The sequence below is a fragment of the Streptomyces sp. NPDC005774 genome (assembly GCF_042871645.1).
GTDB classification, from domain to species: domain Bacteria; phylum Actinomycetota; class Actinomycetes; order Streptomycetales; family Streptomycetaceae; genus Streptomyces; species Streptomyces pratens.
Map to the genome: position 1 here is coordinate 1 of NZ_JBIAIV010000085.1, position 19496 is coordinate 19496.

Annotated in this window: 20 protein-coding genes, 1 pseudogene and 1 riboswitch; of the genes and pseudogenes, 17 read left to right on the forward strand and 4 right to left on the reverse strand. The window is 69.7% G+C overall.

Annotated features, from left to right (window positions below; genetic code table 11):
- Positions 1-96 precede the first annotated feature (96 nt).
- The 3 genes from ACFYQA_RS37585 (at position 97) to ACFYQA_RS37595 (ending at position 2071) form a co-directional block, all read left to right on the forward strand.
- Positions 97-732 carry an ATP-dependent Clp protease proteolytic subunit gene (locus ACFYQA_RS37585; protein WP_388927977.1) on the forward strand — a complete coding sequence of 212 codons (636 nt, stop codon included), beginning with the start codon at positions 97-99 and terminating at the stop codon, positions 730-732.
- A gap of 7 nt (positions 733-739) precedes the next feature.
- The gene (locus ACFYQA_RS37590; protein WP_388927980.1) at positions 740-1048 is read left to right on the forward strand and encodes a hypothetical protein; all 309 of its coding nucleotides are present in this window, start codon (positions 740-742) and stop codon (positions 1046-1048) included.
- Positions 1049-1380: 332 nt separating this feature from the next.
- A riboswitch (cyclic di-AMP (ydaO/yuaA leader) is annotated at positions 1381-1594 on the forward strand.
- Between the two features lie 3 nt (positions 1595-1597).
- Positions 1598-2071 carry a C40 family peptidase gene (locus tag ACFYQA_RS37595; protein WP_386401480.1) on the forward strand — a complete coding sequence of 158 codons (474 nt, stop codon included), beginning with the start codon at positions 1598-1600 and terminating at the stop codon, positions 2069-2071.
- Positions 2072-2257: 186 nt separating this feature from the next.
- Here ACFYQA_RS37595 and ACFYQA_RS37600 read toward each other — a convergent pair whose 3' ends face one another.
- Positions 2258-2725, reverse strand: a complete 468-nt coding sequence (locus ACFYQA_RS37600; protein ID WP_386401482.1) for an ATP-binding protein — start codon at positions 2723-2725, stop codon at positions 2258-2260.
- Between the two features lie 212 nt (positions 2726-2937).
- Here ACFYQA_RS37600 and ACFYQA_RS37605 point away from each other — a divergent pair, with 212 nt between their 5' ends.
- Positions 2938-3798 (forward strand): helix-turn-helix domain-containing protein, encoded by an 861-nt coding sequence (locus ACFYQA_RS37605; protein ID WP_388927983.1) that lies wholly within the window; start codon positions 2938-2940, stop codon positions 3796-3798.
- A 9-nt stretch (positions 3799-3807) separates the two neighbouring features.
- Positions 3808-4032 (forward strand): DUF397 domain-containing protein, encoded by a 225-nt coding sequence (locus tag ACFYQA_RS37610; protein ID WP_386401486.1) that lies wholly within the window; start codon positions 3808-3810, stop codon positions 4030-4032.
- A 67-nt stretch (positions 4033-4099) separates the two neighbouring features.
- On the opposite strand, the gene ACFYQA_RS37615 is transcribed toward ACFYQA_RS37610, so the two are convergent.
- Complete coding sequence (locus tag ACFYQA_RS37615; RefSeq protein ID WP_388927986.1) at positions 4100-5227, reverse strand: 8-amino-7-oxononanoate synthase; 1128 nt, start codon at positions 5225-5227, stop codon at positions 4100-4102.
- A gap of 146 nt (positions 5228-5373) precedes the next feature.
- Here ACFYQA_RS37615 and bioB point away from each other — a divergent pair, with 146 nt between their 5' ends.
- The 6 genes and pseudogenes from bioB to ACFYQA_RS37645 form a co-directional block, all read left to right on the forward strand.
- The gene (bioB, locus tag ACFYQA_RS37620) at positions 5374-6636 is read left to right on the forward strand and encodes a biotin synthase BioB (RefSeq protein ID WP_388927988.1); all 1263 of its coding nucleotides are present in this window, start codon (positions 5374-5376) and stop codon (positions 6634-6636) included.
- A complete protein-coding gene (locus ACFYQA_RS37625) occupies positions 6629-7909 on the forward strand; it encodes an adenosylmethionine--8-amino-7-oxononanoate transaminase (RefSeq protein WP_388927990.1) in 1281 nt (426 codons plus the stop codon). Before bioB ends, ACFYQA_RS37625 begins: the two co-directional genes overlap by 8 nt.
- Position 7910: 1 nt before the next feature.
- Positions 7911-8627 (forward strand): dethiobiotin synthase, encoded by a 717-nt coding sequence (gene bioD / locus ACFYQA_RS37630; RefSeq protein ID WP_388927992.1) that lies wholly within the window; start codon positions 7911-7913, stop codon positions 8625-8627.
- A gap of 210 nt (positions 8628-8837) precedes the next feature.
- On the forward strand, positions 8838-9710 hold the full coding sequence (locus ACFYQA_RS37635; RefSeq protein ID WP_388927995.1) for an ABC transporter ATP-binding protein: 873 nt from the start codon (positions 8838-8840) through the stop codon (positions 9708-9710).
- Between the two features lie 4 nt (positions 9711-9714).
- Complete coding sequence (locus ACFYQA_RS37640) at positions 9715-12282, forward strand: ABC transporter permease (protein WP_388927998.1); 2568 nt, start codon at positions 9715-9717, stop codon at positions 12280-12282.
- A gap of 150 nt (positions 12283-12432) precedes the next feature.
- Positions 12433-12633, forward strand: a pseudogene (locus tag ACFYQA_RS37645) (GNAT family N-acetyltransferase); the annotation flags it as partial.
- Positions 12634-12927: 294 nt separating this feature from the next.
- Here ACFYQA_RS37645 and ACFYQA_RS37650 read toward each other — a convergent pair.
- Positions 12928-13206, reverse strand: coding sequence for a hypothetical protein (locus ACFYQA_RS37650; RefSeq protein ID WP_388928001.1), 279 nt, complete (start codon positions 13204-13206; stop codon positions 12928-12930).
- Between the two features lie 351 nt (positions 13207-13557).
- On the opposite strand from ACFYQA_RS37650, the gene ACFYQA_RS37655 reads away from it, so the two are divergent.
- The 5 genes from ACFYQA_RS37655 (at position 13558) to ACFYQA_RS37675 (ending at position 18119) form a co-directional block, all read left to right on the forward strand.
- A complete protein-coding gene (locus ACFYQA_RS37655; protein ID WP_388928004.1) occupies positions 13558-13836 on the forward strand; it encodes an FmdB family zinc ribbon protein in 279 nt (92 codons plus the stop codon).
- A 160-nt stretch (positions 13837-13996) separates the two neighbouring features.
- On the forward strand, positions 13997-14638 hold the full coding sequence (locus ACFYQA_RS37660) for an AmiS/UreI family transporter (protein ID WP_388928007.1): 642 nt from the start codon (positions 13997-13999) through the stop codon (positions 14636-14638).
- Between the two features lie 146 nt (positions 14639-14784).
- The gene (gene fmdA / locus ACFYQA_RS37665) at positions 14785-16032 is read left to right on the forward strand and encodes a formamidase (RefSeq protein ID WP_388928010.1); all 1248 of its coding nucleotides are present in this window, start codon (positions 14785-14787) and stop codon (positions 16030-16032) included.
- A gap of 582 nt (positions 16033-16614) precedes the next feature.
- Positions 16615-16950 (forward strand): hypothetical protein, encoded by a 336-nt coding sequence (locus ACFYQA_RS37670; protein WP_388928013.1) that lies wholly within the window; start codon positions 16615-16617, stop codon positions 16948-16950.
- Positions 16951-17207: 257 nt separating this feature from the next.
- Complete coding sequence (locus ACFYQA_RS37675) at positions 17208-18119, forward strand: hypothetical protein (protein ID WP_388928016.1); 912 nt, start codon at positions 17208-17210, stop codon at positions 18117-18119.
- Between the two features lie 35 nt (positions 18120-18154).
- Here the strand turns inward: ACFYQA_RS37675 and ACFYQA_RS37680 are convergent, their stop codons facing one another.
- Positions 18155-18607: a YbhB/YbcL family Raf kinase inhibitor-like protein gene (locus ACFYQA_RS37680; protein ID WP_388928018.1), complete on the reverse strand. Its 453-nt coding sequence runs from the start codon at positions 18605-18607 to the stop codon at positions 18155-18157.
- Positions 18608-18730: 123 nt separating this feature from the next.
- Between ACFYQA_RS37680 and ACFYQA_RS37685 the strand changes: the two genes are divergently transcribed.
- A complete protein-coding gene (locus tag ACFYQA_RS37685; protein ID WP_388928021.1) occupies positions 18731-19264 on the forward strand; it encodes a nucleoside-triphosphatase in 534 nt (177 codons plus the stop codon).
- Positions 19265-19496 lie beyond the last annotated feature (232 nt).

Below are 19496 nucleotides of genomic sequence, written 5' to 3' on the forward strand. Positions count from 1 at the left end.
AGGGCCGGGCGGCCACTCCTCGGAAGCCACTGAAGGCAAGAAGCCATAAGCCACACCCGGCCCTCCCGGGCCACCTAACAACTTACGGAGGAGCCCATGACCCGACCGCTCGCCCGCCACGTCATGCCCGGGTTCACCGGACACATGGCGTCCGGACACCGGACCGCGGATCCGTACGGGAAACTGATGGAGGAGCGGATCCTCCTCCTGGGGACACCGATCGACGAGACCTCCGCGAACGACCTGATCGCCCAGTTCATGTACCTGGAGCACCGGGCCCCCGACCGGGACATCGCCCTCTACGTCAACTCCCCCGGCGGCTCTTTCCACGCCATGTCGGCGATCTACGACACCCTGCGCTTCGTCACCTGCGAGGTGGAGACGGTCTGCCTGGGCCGGGCTGACGGGACGGCCGCGCTGCTTCTGGCCGCCGGGACGCCGGGCAAGCGGTACGTCCTGCCGGGGGCGCGGCTGGTGCTCCGTCAGCCGGCACTGCCGGAGCCGGCTGAGGGAAGCGCGAGCGATCTGGCCGTTCAGGCGGAGGAACTGTCGCGGGTCCGGGACCGGTTCGAGGACATGCTGGTCCGGCACACCCACCGCACCCCGGAGCAGGTCCGGTCGGACATCGAGCGGAACACCGTCCTCGACGCGCGGGCGGCAGTGAAGTACGGCCTCGTCGACCGGATCCTGGCCGACCGCGAGAGCCCGCGCCCCACTCCCGGCGCGAGGTGAGCCACCGATGCTGCCCCCCGAGCTGCCGCCGCTGCCCGCGCTGACCCGCGCCGAGGCCGAGTTGATCGACTGTTATCTCGAGGCCGTCGACCTGCTCGGCCGGATCAACCCGGCCCGTGACGGCGACACCTATCGTGGGCTGCGCGCCGCACAGGCGCTGGTCGGCAAGGCCGTCGCACTGCGCGACGCGCTGACCCTGATGCACCGGCGCGGCGAGACCGAACTGCACGCCGCCACACTGACCCGGGCCCTGCGGGTGCTGGACGGCGACCGGCGCGCGGCCCGGGTCACGCTGCCGCCGAGCTCCGACAGTTGACGCCTGTACCGGTCCGGCCGGGGACGGCGTCGGCGGTACGTCCGCACCGGAGTTGAAACGGACCAAAGGGGGTACCGCCAACCGGTGTATATGTCCACTTCTTTTCGGGCCGTCACAGTTGCGCACCACGCGTGGCCACTTACCGGAACAGGTCATTCCGATGCTGGTCCGGGACTCCTCGGCACTCCGGACGGCAGTCCGGACACGGGGCTGTCCACTCGAACGGATGAGTGGTGAGTAACAACACAAACCCCCGGTTCCATTGGGATTTCGGGCCGACGGTTGCCAAGATCGCTCACTGACGACAAGACCCCGCCGCCGCGGCGGGGCGATCCGGGCGGACGCCGAATCCTGCCGCCGCCCGGATGACCGGTCGACAGGAGTGGATCGGCAGGAGTGGAGGACCCGAGCAAGACGGGCCGCCGGAACGGGAGTTCGATTCCCGCGCCGAGCAGCTCTTGGGGTGAAGCCGCACTCGTGCGGCCGGGCAACTTCGCCAGCCCGAATCCGACAGGTCATCCTTCACAGGCGGCTGACGAAGGGTTGCGCATGACCGCGCTCAATCGTGTCCCGTCTCTCATGGCCAGGGCCGGTACGGCCTCGGCCCTCACCCTCGCCGCCGTGGGCGGCTCGATCGTCCTCCCTGGCACCGCCTCGGAGGCGGCGGCCGCGACTCCGGCCGTCAAGGCCCTCAAGATCGCCGCGTCCAAGAAGGGCGCGCCCTACCGGTGGGGCGCCACCGGACCGAGCCGCTTCGACTGCTCCGGACTCACCCTCTACTCGTTCAAGAAGGCGGGCAAGCAGCTGCCCCGTACTGCGTCCCAGCAGTACAACAAGACCCGCCACATCTCCGCCTCGAACCGCAAGGCGGGGGACCTGGTCTTCTTCCACTCGGGCCAGAACGTGTACCACGTGGGCATCTACGCGGGCCAGGGCAAACTCTGGCACGCGCCCAAGACCGGGGACGTGGTACGCCTGCAGAAGATCTGGACCCGCAGCGTCTGGTACGGCCGGGTGAAGTGATCCGCGAGGGCGGCGGCACCCCTCTGCCGCCGCCCCGCCCAACGCGCCGAACGATGCCCGGACAGCACACCGGTGCGGCGGCTCGAGGATCTGCGTAACGCCCGAACGGGTGAGCAGGTCCTCTTTCGCTTCTCCGCCTCCGCCCGCCCCTCTTCCCGCCCTCACCCTCCTTCCTTTCGCGACCCCCTACGATTCCTGCTGCCCTGTCACTTCGACCGCCGTGGCCGGCTCGGCGGGGACGCCCCACGGGAGGACGACGGAGACGGTCTTCCCGCCCTCCCTGGTGGGGCGGACTCTCATCCTGCCGCCGCACTCCACGGCCAGCCAGCGGATGATGACCAGCCCTCGGCCGTTGTCCTGCTGGACCGCCGCGGGGAGCCGCTTGGGGAACCTCGGGTGGCTGTCGGTGACCCCGATGCACAGCTGATCGTGCCGGTCGAGGACGAGGTCCACGGTGAACGTGGGTGACTGCCCCAGGGTGTGCTGCACGGCGTTGGTCGCGAGTTCGGACACGATCAGCCGGATGGTGTCGGACACTTCCGTGTCCTCCGGCATGCCCCACTCCGCCAGCGTGCCCACCACATGGGCGCGGGCCGCGGAGACCGAGGCGGGATCGCTCGGCAGAGTGATGGATGCTTCCAGATGGTCTGCCATGGCGATGTCGTCTCCTTTCCACGGGACCGCAGTCCGACACGGATCGGCTGATTCGAGTACGGTCCCGCACTGGTGCTTCGTCGCCAGACTGCCATCACCGCAGGCCGTCGGCGACGATACGGTCAGGATATGCATATATCTGTCGCTCAAAGCGGTGAACTCTGCGACGGGAGACCGTATTTGGGTGGCCCCGAGGGAGTAAGGGGGAAGCCATGCAGCACGGTCCCGCGGTACGCCGCCGGAAACTGGGCGCCGAACTGCGCTCGCTGCGCACGTCGGCAGGGTTCACCAGTGGGGAGGCGGCCCGGCTGGTGGGCTGGCACCAGTCGAAGGTGAGCCGCATCGAGACGGGCACGAGCGGAGTGAAACCGGCCGATGTGCGGTTACTGCTCGACGCCTACGGCCTGGCCGATGCCCAGTTGCGGGAGTTGCTGCTGGTGCTCGCGGGGTCCGACGACAACGGTGGACGGCACCACTGGTGGCATGCGTACCGCGGGGTGCTGCCGCCCACCTATCGGGACTTCATCAGCCTGGAGTCCCAGGCCAGCGCCATGCGCACCCTGGAGACCACGGTGGTTCCCGGACTGCTGCAGACACCCGAGTACGCGCGGGCGGTGACCGAGGCCGCCTTGGAGGGCGCCTCCGAGGAGCGGCTGGACACGCTGGTGGAGGTACGGCTGGCCAGGCAGGACGTCCTGCGGGCGGATCCGCCGCTGGAGTTGAGCGCGGTCCTGGACGAGGCGGTGCTGCGACGGCAGGTCGGCGGCCCCGGCGTCATGACCCGTCAGCTGGAACGGCTGGTGGAAGCGGCGCGCCTCCCCCAAGTAAGGCTCCAAGTACTGCCGTTCACAGCCGGGGCGCACATCGGCGTCACCGGGCCTTTCGTAATCTTCTCATTTTCGCGCACTTCTGATCTGGATGTTGTAGTTCTCGACCACTTGACGAGTAGCCTCTATCTGGAGTGGAAAGAAGACCTCCGGGCGTACTCGGAGGCTTTCAACGCCCTCTCGATCCACGCCCTTTCGCCAGAGGACTCGTTGGATTTCATCGCCGGGACAGCTGCCGGCGTGTAAGGAGGCACGATGCCCGCTCCGCCTCGGACCCTTCCCTCCAGCACCGATCTGCACGGTGTGCGGTGGCTGCGCAGCAGCTACAGCACGGGCGCGAACAACTGCGTGGAGACGGCCCGGCCGGCCTTCGGCCCCGGAGCCGGACTGCTCGCCGTGCGCGATTCCAAGGACCCGGCCGGACCCGCGCTGCTCATCTCCCCCGGGAGCTGGGCGGAGTTCGTGGCCGCGGTTCACTGACCCGCCGGTCCGCCGGCACCCACCCGACCGTCCGTCATCGGGCAACTCACGGCCGTGTCCCGCCGACTCATGGCCGCGTGTCGCCGATCACCTGTACAGCGCGTTCGATCTCGGCCCCGGACAGGTCCGCGCGGGCGGTCAGTCTGAGCCGTGAGATGCCGTCGGGCACGGAAGGAGGACGGAAGCAGCCCACGGACAGGCCGGCCGCCCGGCAGTCGGCCGCCCATCGCACGGCCTGCTCCGGGGACGGGGCACGCACCGAGACGACCGCGGCGTCGGGGCGTACGGCTTCGAGGCCCGCGGCCGTCAGCCGGTGGTGCAGGTCGCGCGCCACCGCGCCCGCCCGCGCCGCACGTCCGGGTTCGCGGCGCAGCAACCGCAGGGCCGCGAGCGCGGCTCCCGCGGCCGCCGGCGCCAGGCCCGTGTCGAAGATGAACGTCCGGGCCGTGTTGACCAGATGTTCGACGACCCGGGCCGGGCCGAGCACGGCTCCGCCCTGGCTGCCGAACGACTTGGACAGCGTGAGCGTCACCACGACGTCCTCGGCGCCGGCGAGCCCCGCCGCGTGCGGGGCGCCGCGTCCGCCGTCACCGAGCACCCCGAGGCCGTGGGCGTCGTCGAGCACCAGCCCCGCGCCGTGCTCACGGCACGCCCCCGCCAGCGCGGCGAGCGGAGCGGCGTCCCCGTCGACCGAGAAGACCGTGTCGGACACGGCCACGGCGGCTCCGTCGTGGCCGCTCAGCGCCTTGCGTACGGCGTCCGGTTCGGCGTGCGCCACGACCTGTGTCCTGCCCCGGGCCAGCCGGCAGCCGTCGATCAGGGAGGCGTGATTGCCCGCGTCGGACACGATCAGCGAGCCGTGCGGGGCCAGCGCGGTGACGGCCGCGAGGTTGGCCGCGTATCCGGAGGAAAGGACGAGGGCCGCCTCGAAGCCGCAGAAGTCGGCCAGTTCGCGTTCCAGCTCGGTGTGCAGTTCGGTGGTGCCGGTGACGAGCCTGGACCCGGTGGCCCCGCCGCCCCAGACCCGCGCGGCCCGCGCCGCGCCCTCGGCCACTTCCGGATGGCGGGCCAGGCCCAGATAATCGTTGCTCGCCAGGTCGAGGAGCGGCGCGTCGGCGGCCCGCGGGCGCAGGGTCCGTACGAGCCCGGCCCGGCGGCGCAGTTCCGCCTGCTCGTCGATCCATCCGAACGCCATCGGTCCTCCGGTACTTTTGTAGGCAATGAACAGACACTAGCGGGACCCCCGGGGGGCCAGAGTGTGGCCATGCCCACATCCGATAGCGCTTCTGTTGTACGAACCCTCCTTGGCCGGGGCGGCCGAATAGGACAGGATCGGCTTTCATGGACCTGCTGAACACACTGGTGGACAAGGGGCTTCGGCGCGAGACGCCGACTCGTGAGGAAGCGCTGGCCGTCCTCGGGACGTCCGACGACGATCTGCTCGACGTGGTGGCCGCGGCCGGAAAGGTGCGGCGGCACTGGTTCGGGCGGCGGGTGAAACTCAACTATCTGGTCAACCTCAAGTCCGGCCTGTGCCCGGAAGACTGCTCCTACTGTTCCCAGCGGCTCGGTTCGAAGGCCGACATCCTGAAGTACACCTGGCTCAAACCCGGCCAGGCCTCGCAGGCTGCCGCGGCCGGGCTGGCGGGCGGCGCCAAGCGGGTGTGCCTGGTGGCCAGCGGCCGCGGTCCGACCGACCGTGACGTGGACCGTGTCTCCGACACGATCAGGGCGATCAAGGAGGGCAACGAGGGCGTCGAGGTGTGCGCCTGCCTCGGACTGCTCTCCGAGGGCCAGGCGGAGCGGCTGCGCGAGGCGGGCGCGGACGCCTACAACCACAACCTCAACACCTCCGAGGCCACCTACGGGGACATCACCACCACGCATACGTACGCCGACCGGGTGGACACCGTGCACAAGGCGCACGCGGCCGGTCTGTCCGCCTGCTCCGGTCTGATCGCCGGCATGGGTGAGAGCGACGCGGACCTGGTCGACGTGGTCTTCGCACTGCGCGAGCTGGACCCGGACTCGGTGCCGGTGAACTTCCTGATCCCGTTCGAGGGCACGCCGCTCGCGAAGGAATGGAACCTCAGCCCGCAGCGGTGCCTGAGGATCCTGGCGATGGTGCGGTTCGTGTGCCCGGACGTCGAGGTACGGATCGCGGGCGGCCGGGAGGTGCATCTGCGCACCATGCAGCCGCTGGCACTGCACCTGGCCAACTCGATCTTCCTCGGCGACTATCTCACCAGCGAGGGCCAGGCGGGCCGAGCCGACCTGGAGATGATCGCGGACGCCGGGTTCGAGGTGGAGGGCACCGACCGGGTGACACTGCCGGAACACCGGGCGGGCACGGGCGGGTGCGGGTCTCACGAGGGCGGCGGGTGCGGGTCCCACGAAGGCGGCGGGTGCGGGTCGGCGTCCTCCGGCGCGGGGGTGTGCGGGGGCGCGGAGGTGCCCTCGGGCGTGGGCGCAGGCGCAGGGACGGAGGGGCCCTCGGGCCCGGGTGCGGTCACGGAGGGGGCCGGACCGGCCGACGGGCCGCGGACCGATCTCGTCACCGTCCGCCGACGGGGTACCGGAACGGATCTCGCGCCCAATGCCTGAATGGTCCGTACCCGAACTGCTCGAGCTGGACCGGCGGCACGTCTGGCATCCGTACGGGCCCATGCCGGGCCGCGGGGAACCGCTCGTCGTGGAGTCGGCGAGCGGGGTCCGGCTGCGGCTCGCCGACGGCTCGGGCGAGCTGGTCGACGGGATGGCGTCCTGGTGGTCGGCGATCCACGGCTACAACCACCCGGTGCTGAACGAGGCCGCGCGCGACCAGCTCGGGCGGATGAGCCATGTGATGTTCGGCGGGCTCACGCACGAGCCCGCCGTCCGGCTGGCGAAGCTCCTTGTCGACATGTCACCCGACGGCCTCGAGCATGTCTTCCTCGCCGACTCGGGCTCGGTGTCGGTCGAGGTCGCCGTCAAGATGTGCCTGCAGTACTGGCGTTCGCTCGGGCGGCCCGAGAAGCGGCGGCTGCTGACCTGGCGGGGCGGCTACCACGGCGACACCTGGCAGCCGATGTCGGTCTGCGATCCCGAGGGCGGGATGCACGAGCTGTGGACCGGGGTGCTCCCGGAGCAGGTGTTCGCGAAGGCCCCGCCGGCCGAGTACGAGGAATCGTACGCCGAGCACCTGCGGGAGCTGATCGGGCGGCACGCCGGGGAACTGGCGGCCGTGATCGTGGAGCCGGTGGTGCAGGGCGCGGGCGGCATGCGCTTCCACTCCCCCGCGTATCTGCGGGTGCTGCGCGAGGCGTGCGACGCGCACGGCGTCCTGCTGGTGTTCGACGAGATCGCGACCGGGTTCGGGCGGACGGGCGCGCTGTTCGCGGCCGGGCACGCGGCGGTGACGCCCGATGTGATGTGCGTGGGCAAGGCGCTGACCGGCGGCTATCTGACCATGGCGGCGACGCTGTGCACCGCACGCGTGGCCGACGGCATCTCGCGCGGCGAGGTACCGGTGCTGGCGCACGGTCCGACGTTCATGGGCAATCCACTGGCGGCTGCCGTGGCCTGCGCCTCGATCGAACTGCTGCTCGGGCAGGACTGGCTCGCGGAGATCAAACGCATCGAGTCGGGCCTGCGGGACGGGCTGGCGCCGGCGGCCGCTCTGCCGGGCGTCCGTGACGTACGGGTCCTCGGCGCCATCGGCGTCGTCCAGCTCGACCGCGCCGTGGACATGGAGGCGGCCACGCGCGCGGCGGTGCGCCGGGGCGTGTGGCTGCGGCCGTTCCGCGATCTCATCTACACCATGCCGCCATACATCACCGGCGACACGGACGTGGCCCGGATCGCGGACGCGGTGTGCGCGGCGGCCGAGGAGGGATGACATGCCGGTACTGGTGATCACGGGCACGGGAACCGAGGTCGGCAAAACGGTGGTGACGGCCGTGGTCGCCGCGACGGCGCTGGCGGCCGGACGGTCGGTGGCCGTACTGAAGGCGGTGCAGACCGGAGTGCGGCCGGACGAACCCGGGGACGCCGAGGAGGTCGCGCGGCTCGCCGGGGCCGTCACGACCGCCGAACTCGCCCGCTATCCGGACCCGTTGGCACCCGCCACCGCCGCCCGGCGGGCGGGCCGGGCGGCGGTGCGTCCGCACGAGGTGGCCGAGACCGCCGCCAAGCTGGCCACCGAACACGATCTGGTGCTCGTGGAGGGCGCGGGCGGGCTGCTCGTCCGGTTCGACGAGGACGGCGGGACGCTGGCGGACGCGGTGGCGCTGTTGTCGGCGCCGGTGCTCGTGGTGGCGGCGGCGGGCCTCGGCACCCTGAACGTCACGGAGCTGACGACCCGTGAACTGCGCTCGCGCGGGCTCGATCCGGCGGGCGTGGTGATCGGCAGCTGGCCCGCCGAGGCCGGTCTGGCCGCGCGTTGCAACGTGCGGGATCTGCCGGAGGTGTCGGGGGCGCCGCTGCTGGGCGCGGTGCCGGCCGGTGCCGCAGGCCTGCCCCCGGCCTGCTTCCGCGCGTCGGCGCCACGATGGCTGGCGCCGCGGCTGGACGGCACGTGGAACGAGGCGGAGTTCCGGGGACGGGAGGCCGGCTGATCTCCCGCGCGGCCCCGGTGTTCCGGGCTCCGGCCGCTCCGGCTGTTCAAGCAGCGGCAAGGGGGTACCGGAGACGGACAAGGTGCCCCTCACACCGGAACCGCGCGATGGTGCCCATACGGGGGATGTCCGGCGTGGGAGCCTTCGCACTATCCTCGGGCGCGACAGGCTCGACCTGCACGGCCCGATGGCCACACGGAGGAGGCGGTCTTGTCCACACCCGCTATGGAGCACGCCCCCGGTCTCGCGTCGGCCGACTCGATCGCAGCCCGCGCCCGCGGGCTGACGAAGGCGTACGGATCCGGTGAGACGACCGTGCTCGCCCTGGACGCGGTGGACGTGGACATCGTCCGCGGCCGGTTCACGGCGGTGATGGGACCGTCGGGATCGGGAAAGTCGACACTGATGCACTGTCTGGCCGGGCTCGACACCGTTTCGGCCGGACAGGTGTGGCTCGGTGACACCGAGATCACGGGGCTGAAGGACCGTGAGCTGACGCGTCTGCGCCGGGACCGGATCGGTTTCATGTTCCAGTCGTTCAATCTCATCCCGACGCTGAACGCGCTGGAGAACATCACGCTCCCCATGGACATCGCGGGCCGGATGCCCGACGAGAAGTGGCTGGACCAGGTCATCGACACGCTGGGCCTGCGGGACCGGCTCGGGCACCGGCCGGCGCAGCTGTCCGGCGGCCAGCAGCAGCGCGTGGCGTGTGCGCGGGCGCTGGCCTCCCGGCCCGAGCTGATCTTCGCGGACGAGCCGACCGGCAATCTCGACTCGCGCGCGGGGCTGGAGGTGCTCGGTTTTCTGCGCGAGGCCGTGGACCGACTGAACCAGACCGTGGTGATGGTCACCCACGACCCCGGTGCCGCCACCCACTCCGATCTGGTGCTGTTCCTGGCCGACGGGCGGCTCGTCGACGAGATGGAGCGGCCCACGGCACAGGCGGTGCTCGACCGGATGAAGCGATTCGACGTGATCCGCGCCCAGCCCGCCGCCGATGGGCCGGTGCTCGGCCGTGCTTCCGGCCCCGCCCCCGACGGTGCCGTGCCGTCCGACGGGCCGGCCCCCGGCAAGGACTGAGACCGTGCTGAGGGCGACGCTCAGGAGCTTCCTCGCCCACAAGGGACGACTGCTGCTGTCCGCGCTGGCTGTCGCCCTGTCCGTGGCGTTCGTCGCGGGCAGTCTGATCTTCTCCGACACCGTCGCACGTACCTTCGACCGGCTCTTCGCATCCACCTCCGCCGACGTGACCGTGTCGCCCCCGGACGACCTGGCAGCGGCCGTGCCCACCGGCCAGGTACGGACCGTACCGGCCTCGCTCGCCGAGCGGCTGGCCGGGATCGAGGGGGTCGGATCCGCCCACCCGGACGTCAGGGCCGGGAACATCACGCTCGTCGACAGCGACAACGAGCCGGTGGGGCCGACGACCGGCGCACCGACACGCGCGGTGGACTGGTACCCCGACGAACGCAGTGGTGTGGAGCTGACCTCCGGCCACGCCCCGCGCGGTGCCGGGGAGGCCGTGCTGGACGCGGACACCGCCGACGCCGAGAACGTGGCGATCGGCGACACCCTGTCGGTGCAGGCTCAGCCGGGCACCTTCCGCGTCGAGATCGTCGGGATCGCCGCCTTCACCACCCCCAACCCGGGCGCAGCCCTCATCTTCCTCGATCCCGAGGTCGCCGCCGTCGAGCTGCTGGGCTCGGCGGACCGGGCCACGAGCATTGCCGTCGAGGCGGAGCCGGGCGTGACCGCCGAGGAGGTCGACCACCGTGTCACCGAGGTGCTCGGCGCCGGCACCTACCGGGTGGAGACGGCCGAGGAGCAGGCCGCGACGGCCACCGACGAGCTGGGCGAGTTCCTCGACGTGATCAAGTACGTGATGGTCGGCTTCGCCGGGGTCGCCGTACTCGTCGGCATCTTCCTGATCGTCAACACCTTCTCGATGCTGATCGCGCAGCGCACCCGTGAACTCGGGCTGCTGCGGGCGCTCGGTGCCGACCGGCGGCAGGTGCGCCGCTCGGTGCTCACCGAGGCGGTGCTGCTCGGCCTGTTCGGCTCGACGTTGGGCATGGCGGCCGGTATCGGGCTCGCCCACGGGCTGATCCGGCTGATGAGCGTCTTCGGCATGGACCTGAACACCACGGAGATGGTCATCGGGTGGGTCACGCCCGTCACGGCGTACGTGGTCGGGGTCGGGGTCACCTTCGTGGCGGCGTATCTTCCGGCCCGCCGCGCGGCAGAGGTGTCCCCGATGGCCGCCCTCGTCGACGCCGAGATCGCCGGGACGGGCCGGCCGTTGCGGACCCGCGCGGTGGCGGGTTCCGTCGTCGGGGCGCTCGGCGCGGCCGCCCTGGTGGGCTGCGCCGTCTCGACCGGGACGGGGGAGGCGGCGTCCCTGCTGGGACTGGGCGTCGTGCTGACCCTGATCGCGACCGTCGTCGCCGGTCCGTTGTTGGTGCGGCCGGTGATCCGGGTGCTGGGCGGGGCCTTCCCCGCCCTGTTCGGACCGGTCGGGAGGATGAGCCAGCGCAACGCCCTGCGCAATCCCCGCCGTACAGGTGCCACCGCCGCCGCGCTGATGGTGGGACTCGCCCTGGTCGGCGGCATGTCGGTGGCCGGCGCTTCCATGTCCCGCTCCTTCGACGAGCAGATCGACAGGACGCTGGGCGCCGATTTCGTCATCCAGAACGCCAATTTCCTGCCGTTCTCCCAGGAGGTCACCGACCGGGTGCGGGACACGGAGGGCGTGGGCGTCGTCGTACGGCAGCGGTTCGCGCCGGTGGCGGTGCGGCTGCCGGACGGGGAGCGGATCGAGACGACCGCCGCCGGGTACGACCATCGGGTCGACGACGTCGCCCGGCTCACCTACGCGAGCGGCGACACGGCGGCGGCGCTGGCCGACGGCGGCATCGCCATGGACGCCGGATTCGCCGCGGACCACGGTGTCCGGACGGGCGATGTCATCCCGGTCGAGTTCCCGGGCGGGCAGCGAACCGAGCTGACCGTGGGCGCCCTCACCGACATGGAAAGCGGCGAGGGCTTCGGCGTCCAGGGCGGGCTGTTCCTCGGTATCGCGACGGTCGAGAAGTACGTGCCCGGCGGGCAGGACTCCGCGCTGTACGTGAACGCCGCCGACGGCACGAGCACGGATGAGCTCCGTGACCGGCTGGAGACGACGCTCGACCCTTATCCGCAGGTCCAGGCACGTGACCAGGCCGACTACAAGGACCTCGTGCATGATCAGATCGCGGTCCTCCTGTACCTCGTCTACGCCCTCCTGGGACTGGCGATCATCATCGCGGTGCTCGGCGTGGTCAACACCCTGACGCTGTCGGTGGTGGAGCGCACCCGGGAGATCGGACTGCTGCGGGCCATCGGGCTGAGCCGGCGGCAGCTGCGGCGGATGATCCGGCTGGAGGCCGTGGTGATCGCGGTGTTCGGCGCGATGCTGGGCCTCGTGCTGGGGCTGGTGTGGGGCGTCTGCATACACCAGGTGCTGGCACTGCAGGGCATGACCGCGCTCGCGATCCCCTGGGGCACCGTCGTGGCGGTCGTCATCGGTGCGGCGGTGCTCGGCATCGTGGCGGCACTCCTGCCGGCCCTGCGCGCGTCGCGGATGAACGTCCTGGAGGCGATCGCGCACGAGTGACACGCGCGGGCGGGCTCCCTGGGTGTGGCCGCTCTTGCGGCGTACACACCCGGACGGGCGTCCGGGCGGGCCGGGTGGGGTGCGGACGTGCGACGCGTCCGGATTGTGGAATTCCGTGTCGCGGGCCGGGCCCCGTGCTGGGATCTGCGCATGACCGAGCTGCGTATACGGGCCGCGACGCCCGAGGATCTCGACACCGCGCTGGCCTTCTGGAAGGTCGCCGCCGAGGGCACGAGCATCAGCGACGACCGGGAGGGAGTGGAGCGGCTGGTCGCCCGCGATCCCGGGGCGCTGATCCTCGCCGAGCAGGGCGCGGAGCCGGTGGGCACCGTGATCGCCGGCTTCGACGGGTGAAAGTGGCAGCAGGCGGGGTCGGCCTGTGCCAGGTCGCCGTTCACCTCACCTACGCGGCCCAGGGCGGGCACGCTCTGATCGACCGGAGTCTGTAACCGCCCTGGCCACCAGGCTGCCCCGCCGGGCCTGGATGCGCATGCGCACCGGCCACGGCCTCAAAGGCGACCGCCACTACGACTGGGCAATCATCGACGTCCAACCCGACGACACCCCCGACACCGGGGATGCCCCAGGCGACGTGCACTCCTTACTCGTCGTGCGACGTCACCGCTACACCCGCGAACTCTCCTTTTATCGCTGCCATTCCGCCGTCCCCGCCGCACTCGCCGACCTCGTCCATGTGATCTGCACCAGATGGAAGATCGAGGAGACCTTCCAGAACGCAAAGTCGATCACCGGCCTCGACCAGGGCCAGGTGACCTGCTGGAACTCCTGGATGCGCTGGAGCGTGATCAGCCTGCTTGCGGCTGCCGTCCTGGCCGTCACCCGCGTCCGCACCACCCGGGCCACCAGCGAGAGCGAACTCCCGCCCGGCAGTCCGCGCGAACTGCTCAACGTGCTGAGGACCACCGCGCTTCCCCCAGCCCCACCGGGGAAAGGACCACGTCCTACGCTGGTCCGCCTGACGCCGCCATCAAGCCGCCGCCCAAGCCTGCCACCGCCGCTGGAACAACATCAACGATCAAGAACTACAGCTGCCGTGACAGTGAACCGAGGAATTATTTTTCGACAGCTCCCTGCCGGGACACCGGCCTCCGGGACTTCTTTTAATTCGGCAGTACGGTGTCTCCGTTTGACAACGGGTTCCCACAAGCGTTGCCTGGAAAGTGACGCATTTGCTGCGACGTTGAGCCCCGCGTATGAGCGTGTACGGGTACGGGTGGACAGGGAATCCCGGCGCGGGCGGGGATGGAGGCGCACATGACGACTTACGGATATTCGTGCCATCGCTGCGGAAATTTCGACGTGCGGCTACCGATCGGAACGGCACCCGTCGAGTACGTGTGCCCGGATTGTGCGGCCGTGGCGCGGCGCGTGTACTCGTCCCCGGCGCTGAGCGTGCCGTCGAAGCTGCTGAAAGGCCTGCACGAGCAGGAAGAACAGTCGCGGGAGAGCCCGTCGGTGGTCTCCGGGCCACCGCCGACGCGATGCGGTTCGGCGAGCGTTCATCCGGCAATCGCCTCTCTGCCACGCCCTTGACGGCGACCGGCGGCCGACCCGCACCGGCCGCAGAGCGGTACGGCAAAAACGAGAAAAGCACGAGTCAAAAATATCCGGACACCCATATCCCGGACGCCCCTATCCGGATTCCCGGAATCGGAATTGTTCTCCAACGCTTAGGATACTAGGGGGGTCCCCCGTGGCTAACGTAGGTCTGCTGTTCGTCGGCGCGGTGCTGTTCCTCAACGGGATGATGCTCCTGGGAAAGGTCGACGCCCGGGCCGCCGCAATTTTCAACCTGTTCGTAGGCGGCCTGCAGGTATTGACCCCTACATATCTCATCATCGCCGCGAACGGGGATCCGCGAAAAATCCTCCTGGCGTCCGGGATATTCCTCTTCGGATTCACATACCTGTATGTTGGGGTAGGCCTGCTCATGGGCCTGGACACGACGGGCGTCGGATATTATTCGCTTTTTGTGTCTATCGTTGCCCTGGGCTTCTCGTTCGTCAGTTTCCGGCTCTTCAAGGATTATCCATTCGGGGTGATATGGCTCTACTGGTCGTTCCTGTGGATGCTCTTCTTCCTGCTGCTCGGGCTCAAAATGGAGAGCCTTACCCAGTACGTCGGATGGGTCACGGCCATCGAGGGCTGGGTCACCGGCGTCATTCCTGCATATCTGCTGCTGGCCGGTTACTGGGTGCACACCGACGAAATCGCCATCGCGCTGGGAGCCTTCGCCGTCGTGGTGTTCGGGGGGCTGTGGGTCTTCACTCGCCGTCAGGCGCCGCCGAGGCCAGAGGTGGCGCAGGGCACCCCGGCGGGCAGCGGCGGTTATTAGCCGGACGTCTTCGGGGGACGCCACCGAGAGAACTGTAGGGAGGTGTTTCAAAAAGGACCTGTCACCAGGCAGACGTGCCGCGTCCCCCATTGGACCTCAAGCGTCATGCCCGACCGCCACCGTACCGAAATGCACAAGGAGCACTCATGCCTGATGTCGTCTTCAGCGTCGACCAGTCCAAGTCGATGCGTGATCAGGATGTCCCCGGACACAACAGGTGGCACCCGGATGTCCCCACCGTCGCCACGGTGCGACCGGGCGACGAGTTCCGCCTCGAGTGCCGTGAGTGGACCGACGCGCAGATCGGCAACAACGACTCGGCCAACGATGTACGTGACATCGACCTGAGCCGCTGCCACATGCTGAGCGGGCCGATCAGCATAGAGGGCGCGGAGCCCGGCGACCTGCTCATCGTCGACATCCTCGACCTCGGACCGGTCCCCCAGCAGAGGGGCGACGCACCGGGGCAGGGCTGGGGCTACACGGGAGTCTTCGCCAAGAACAACGGCGGCGGCTTCCTCACCGACTACTATCCGGACTCCGTCAAGGCGATCTGGGACTTCCACGGCCAGATGGCGACCTCCCGGCACCTTCCCGGCGTCCGCTTCACCGGTATCACCCACCCGGGACTCTTCGGCACCGCGCCGTCCGCCGACCTGCTGCAGCGGTGGAACCGGCGCGAGCAGGCCCTGATCGACACCGACCCGGACCGGGTGCCGCCGCTGGGCCTGCCTCCGCTCGCCGACAATGCACTCGCGGGCACGGCTACGGGAGACGCCGCCGACCGCATCATGCGGGAAGGCGCCCGTACCGTTCCCGGTCGGGAGAACGGCGGAAACCAGGACATCAAGAACTTCACCCGGGGGTCGAGGGTCTTCTGCCCCGTCTTCGTCCCCGGCGCCAAGCTGTCCGCCGGTGATCTGCACTTCAGCCAGGGCGACGGAGAGATCACCTTCTGCGGTGCGATCGAGATGGGCGGGTTCATCGACTTCCACGTCGACCTGATCAAGGGCGGCATGGAGAAGTACGGCGTGACCACCAACCCCATCTTCATGCCGGGCAACGTCGAGCCGCGGTACTCGGAGTTCCTCTCCTTCGTCGGGGTCTCCGTCGACCACGACACCGACACGAACTACTACATGGACGCGACGGTCGCCTACCGCCGGGCCTGCCTCAACGCCGTCGAGTACCTCAAGAAACTCGGCTACAGCGGCGAGCAGGCATACCTGATCCTGGGGTCCGCGCCCGTCGAGGGACGCATCAGCGGCATCGTCGACATCCCCAACTCCTGCTGCTCGCTCTACCTCCCCACCGCGATCTTCGACTTCGACATCCGCCCGACTCAGGAGGGCCCGACGGCCGAAGAGCGCGGACGGTGCGCGGTGACCTCGTAAGCCCGCGACCTGTTGAAACGAGGGAGCCACACACCCTCCCGACCAAGGCCCGGTGCGGCACCCACCGCCCCGGGCCGAAGGGGCCGCCGACGGCCGGAGCGATTCCGGCCGTCGGCGGCCCTTTGCCCTGCCCATCCGACTGCCCGACCCGTCCGGCGGCCTACGCACCGCACCCGGACGGACCGCGAGGCAACGCCACCGGCACCCGAATCAGGTCCCGAGCGGCCCCGTATAAGCACCACCAGCCCAACCAGTAACACCGCCAACATTTACCAGCACCCCAGGTGACCTGATTCACTCCGATACGGCTGGACGCTTTCGCCCGCCGTCTTTTAACGTCCATGGAGTAGGCGCAGAATTACCTCCCTGCGGGAGGTGCCCCGAGCGGGCTCCCGGACGAGAAACGAAGGCACCTGCGGGATATTTCCGCGTATTGCCATGCCCGCATGGGATACAGGCGCCCAGAGTCCGAAAGGTGGACACGTGAGAAGCGATGCCGTGTGGGTACGCGGCGTGACAGGCATTCAATTGCATCACGTCACGGATCTCCAGGACGCCGGACGGTTTCTGGGAAATGCCGCAATGGCTCTGCGGGCCGCCCATGTGCGGACAGGCGACGACCGGTATTCCGACCTCGCAGCCGAGCTCAAGAACACGCTGGCCCTGGTGCGCCAGATGGAGAACGAGGCCCGGACGGGCATGCAGGAGCTGCACGCCGCCGACCCCGAGCGGTTCGCCCGCTGCCGGAAAGGCGAGGAGCCGTGGCCGGACGAGCTCCAGGCCGGCTTCATTCCGCGCCACACCTGCGGGGACGAGTGCCTCTACCACGACCGCGGGGTCCTTGAAGCGATCATGCAGTGCACATGCGGCCAGCCCCCGTGCCGCGCCTGCGCCATCAAGGGCACCCCCACCGGCTGACACCGGCCGGTTGACCGGGTGGCCCCTGAGCCGTCAGGGGCCACCCACTCTCACGCTCACTGTCAGTAATCGTCCCAGTGCCCGCCATGACACCCCTGGTCCCCTACTTCAACGCGACGTAGTCACCGGCGGCCGAGACGGACGCGACCGTGGTGCTGCCCGCGTACGACCATCGCCAGTAGCCCTTGGCCTTCACGGTCGTGGTCGTCCTCAGATAGCCGGCCGAGTCCGTGTAGACCGTCTTGACCGTGCTGTAGGTGTTGCTGCCGTACTTCCTGAACTGCAGCTTCGGGACGAGTAGGCCTGATAGGCGGCGACCGCGTCCGGCCGGGTACGCCGGCGCGCCGACCGCCGCACTTCAGGATGCCGCCCGGCGCCGCACCAATCTCAGCGACGACAGTGCCGGCCGCCCGTTCGCCGATGCCACCGCGTTCGAAACGCCCGCTGGAGCTCTGCAGGACTGGCTCGACCGCTTCGCCGACTCCGACGCCTCGGCCGCCCAGCGCATCGCCGCCGAGCGCGCCGCGCGCGCCGACCGGATCGCCTTCGGCGAGCAGAAGGTCGCCGACCTTCGGATGAGCCTGCGCACCATACAAGGCAGCATCGCCCTGCGGCTCGAACAGGCCCTGGACGACATCGAAGACGCCCTCGCCATGCTGAACCGCGACGCCGGCCTGTACGGTGCCGAACTCCACCGTGCGCTCACCCCGCCGCCCTCCCTGCAGGACGTGTGGCGCTGCGAAGTGACACCGTACTGGCGGCGTACTCCCCACGGCCCCCTGCTGCCCTACGACAACGTCACCAACTCGGCGCAGGAGAAACTGTTCTCCATCCATCTGGTCCTGGCCGCGCTCCTCGCCTCACCCCATCCACGCGGCCGCGTGTTCATCCTCGACGAACTGGGCGATTCCCTCGGCACACACCATCGCCAGGAGGTCCTGGAAGCCCTGGCCAAGAGCACTCAGGAACACGGCATCACGGTGCTGGGCACCTGCCAGGAGTCGCTCTTGGACGACGCCGCCGAACACTGCGGCAAACTCCTCTACTTCACCTGTCCCAGCCACACCGAGGCGCTCAACGCGCCCACCCGCATGTTCGGCTACGACGCCAACGGCGAGCGCGTCGAGCTGACCACGGACACCCTGTTGGCCGGGCGCACCTGGTGGTGACCCATGGGCATCTCCACCAACCTCCACAACGGTGGTCAGCGTTGGTACGTGCCCACGAGCGTGCCGCTCACCAACTCCCTGCCCTTCACAGCACGATGCACTGCGTCGGCTGTCGGCCGGCCGTGCAGGGGAAGCGACTCCGACACGGCCCACAAGCGGAAGAAGTAGCGGTGCGCCCCGTGCCCCGGCGGAGGCATCGGACCGCCCCAGCCCATCCGGCCGAAACCGTTGGGCCACTCCTGACCGCCGGGAGGCGGCTCCCCCTCCACCACACCGGTACTCCCCGGATCGATACCGGTGACCAGCCAGTGCAGGAACGTCCCGCCCGGGGCGTCAGGGTCCTCGCAGAGCAGGACCAACTCCGACGCAGCGTCCGGCACCGCCGACCAGGTCAGCGGTGGCGAGGCGTCGTCACCCTCCCCGCTGTGACGTCGTGGGATCGCCGCATGGTCGCCGAACGCCACGCTCGTGAGCTCAATTCCAGTCATACGCACGGCTCTACCCGGAACGGCGCGGCCGGCACCGGCCCAGGCGGGCCGAACACCCCATCGGCCGAGTACGCCGACCAGCGCACCGGGAACCTGTAAGACGAACCTGCCATGGAGCACGAGATGCCGACGAGAATCCTGCTCGAGGGACGCCCCGGCGCGGGCAAAACGACCGTCGTTCGCCGATTGGCCGCGCTCCTGCGCACCCGTAGGGCTGTCGGCTTCACCACGGAGGAGATCCGGCACGGCGGTACCCGGAGCGGTTTCGCGCTGGAAACACTGGAGGGCGGTCTGCGAGCCGTGCTCGCCCATGTCGACTTCCCAGGTCCACCGCGGGTGGGCCGGTACGGCGTCGACCTGGGCGTCATGGAGCGGCTCGCGCTGCCGCCGCTCAGGTCGGCTGCAGCGGATCCTGCTCCTGGAGATCTCGTGCTGATCGACGAGCTCGGGCGTATGGAGGTGGCGTGCACCGCGTTCCAGGACACGGTCCGGTGCCTGTTCGAGTCCGACATCGACATCGTCGCCACAGTCCACGCCCACGGTGACCCATTCACCGACGCCCTCAAGCAGCGCCCAGACATCACACTCGTCCAAGTGACCCGGATCAATCGGGACGCCCTCCCCGAGGATCTGGCAGCACGGCTCGAGGGGCCATGACGACCGTCACCCGGGCACAGCCATGAGGATCGGCCGGCGGGCTCGCGGCTTGCGGAAGCCAGGTACCAGGCCCACCCTCTCTCGTTTCCTCGGCAAAACCGTTCGCCAGGCGGGGCGGCGCCCTGCTTGGCTCCCCCCTTGACATCCTCCCCCTCCTGAAGGACTCCGTTGGGAAATCCGTGAATCGGTGTTGGCGGATGGCCTGGACTGTCAGGATCGGTATGTCGTCGAT

Coding starts and splice junctions, on each gene's coding strand:
- ACFYQA_RS37585 (WP_388927977.1), top strand. CDS start 97: ATGACCCGACCGCTCGCCCGCCACGTCATGCCCGGGTTCACCGGACAC.
- ACFYQA_RS37590 (WP_388927980.1), top strand. CDS start 740: ATGCTGCCCCCCGAGCTGCCGCCGCTGCCCGCGCTGACCCGCGCCGAG.
- ACFYQA_RS37595 (WP_386401480.1), top strand. CDS start 1,598: ATGACCGCGCTCAATCGTGTCCCGTCTCTCATGGCCAGGGCCGGTACG.
- ACFYQA_RS37600 (WP_386401482.1), bottom strand. CDS start 2,725: ATGGCAGACCATCTGGAAGCATCCATCACTCTGCCGAGCGATCCCGCC.
- ACFYQA_RS37605 (WP_388927983.1), top strand. CDS start 2,938: ATGCAGCACGGTCCCGCGGTACGCCGCCGGAAACTGGGCGCCGAACTG.
- ACFYQA_RS37610 (WP_386401486.1), top strand. CDS start 3,808: ATGCCCGCTCCGCCTCGGACCCTTCCCTCCAGCACCGATCTGCACGGT.
- ACFYQA_RS37615 (WP_388927986.1), bottom strand. CDS start 5,227: ATGGCGTTCGGATGGATCGACGAGCAGGCGGAACTGCGCCGCCGGGCC.
- bioB (WP_388927988.1), top strand. CDS start 5,374: ATGGACCTGCTGAACACACTGGTGGACAAGGGGCTTCGGCGCGAGACG.
- ACFYQA_RS37625 (WP_388927990.1), top strand. CDS start 6,629: ATGCCTGAATGGTCCGTACCCGAACTGCTCGAGCTGGACCGGCGGCAC.
- bioD (WP_388927992.1), top strand. CDS start 7,911: ATGCCGGTACTGGTGATCACGGGCACGGGAACCGAGGTCGGCAAAACG.
- ACFYQA_RS37655 (WP_388928004.1), top strand. CDS start 13,558: ATGACGACTTACGGATATTCGTGCCATCGCTGCGGAAATTTCGACGTG.
- fmdA (WP_388928010.1), top strand. CDS start 14,785: ATGCCTGATGTCGTCTTCAGCGTCGACCAGTCCAAGTCGATGCGTGAT.
- ACFYQA_RS37670 (WP_388928013.1), top strand. CDS start 16,615: ATGGCTCTGCGGGCCGCCCATGTGCGGACAGGCGACGACCGGTATTCC.
- ACFYQA_RS37680 (WP_388928018.1), bottom strand. CDS start 18,607: ATGACTGGAATTGAGCTCACGAGCGTGGCGTTCGGCGACCATGCGGCG.
- ACFYQA_RS37685 (WP_388928021.1), top strand. CDS start 18,731: ATGCCGACGAGAATCCTGCTCGAGGGACGCCCCGGCGCGGGCAAAACG.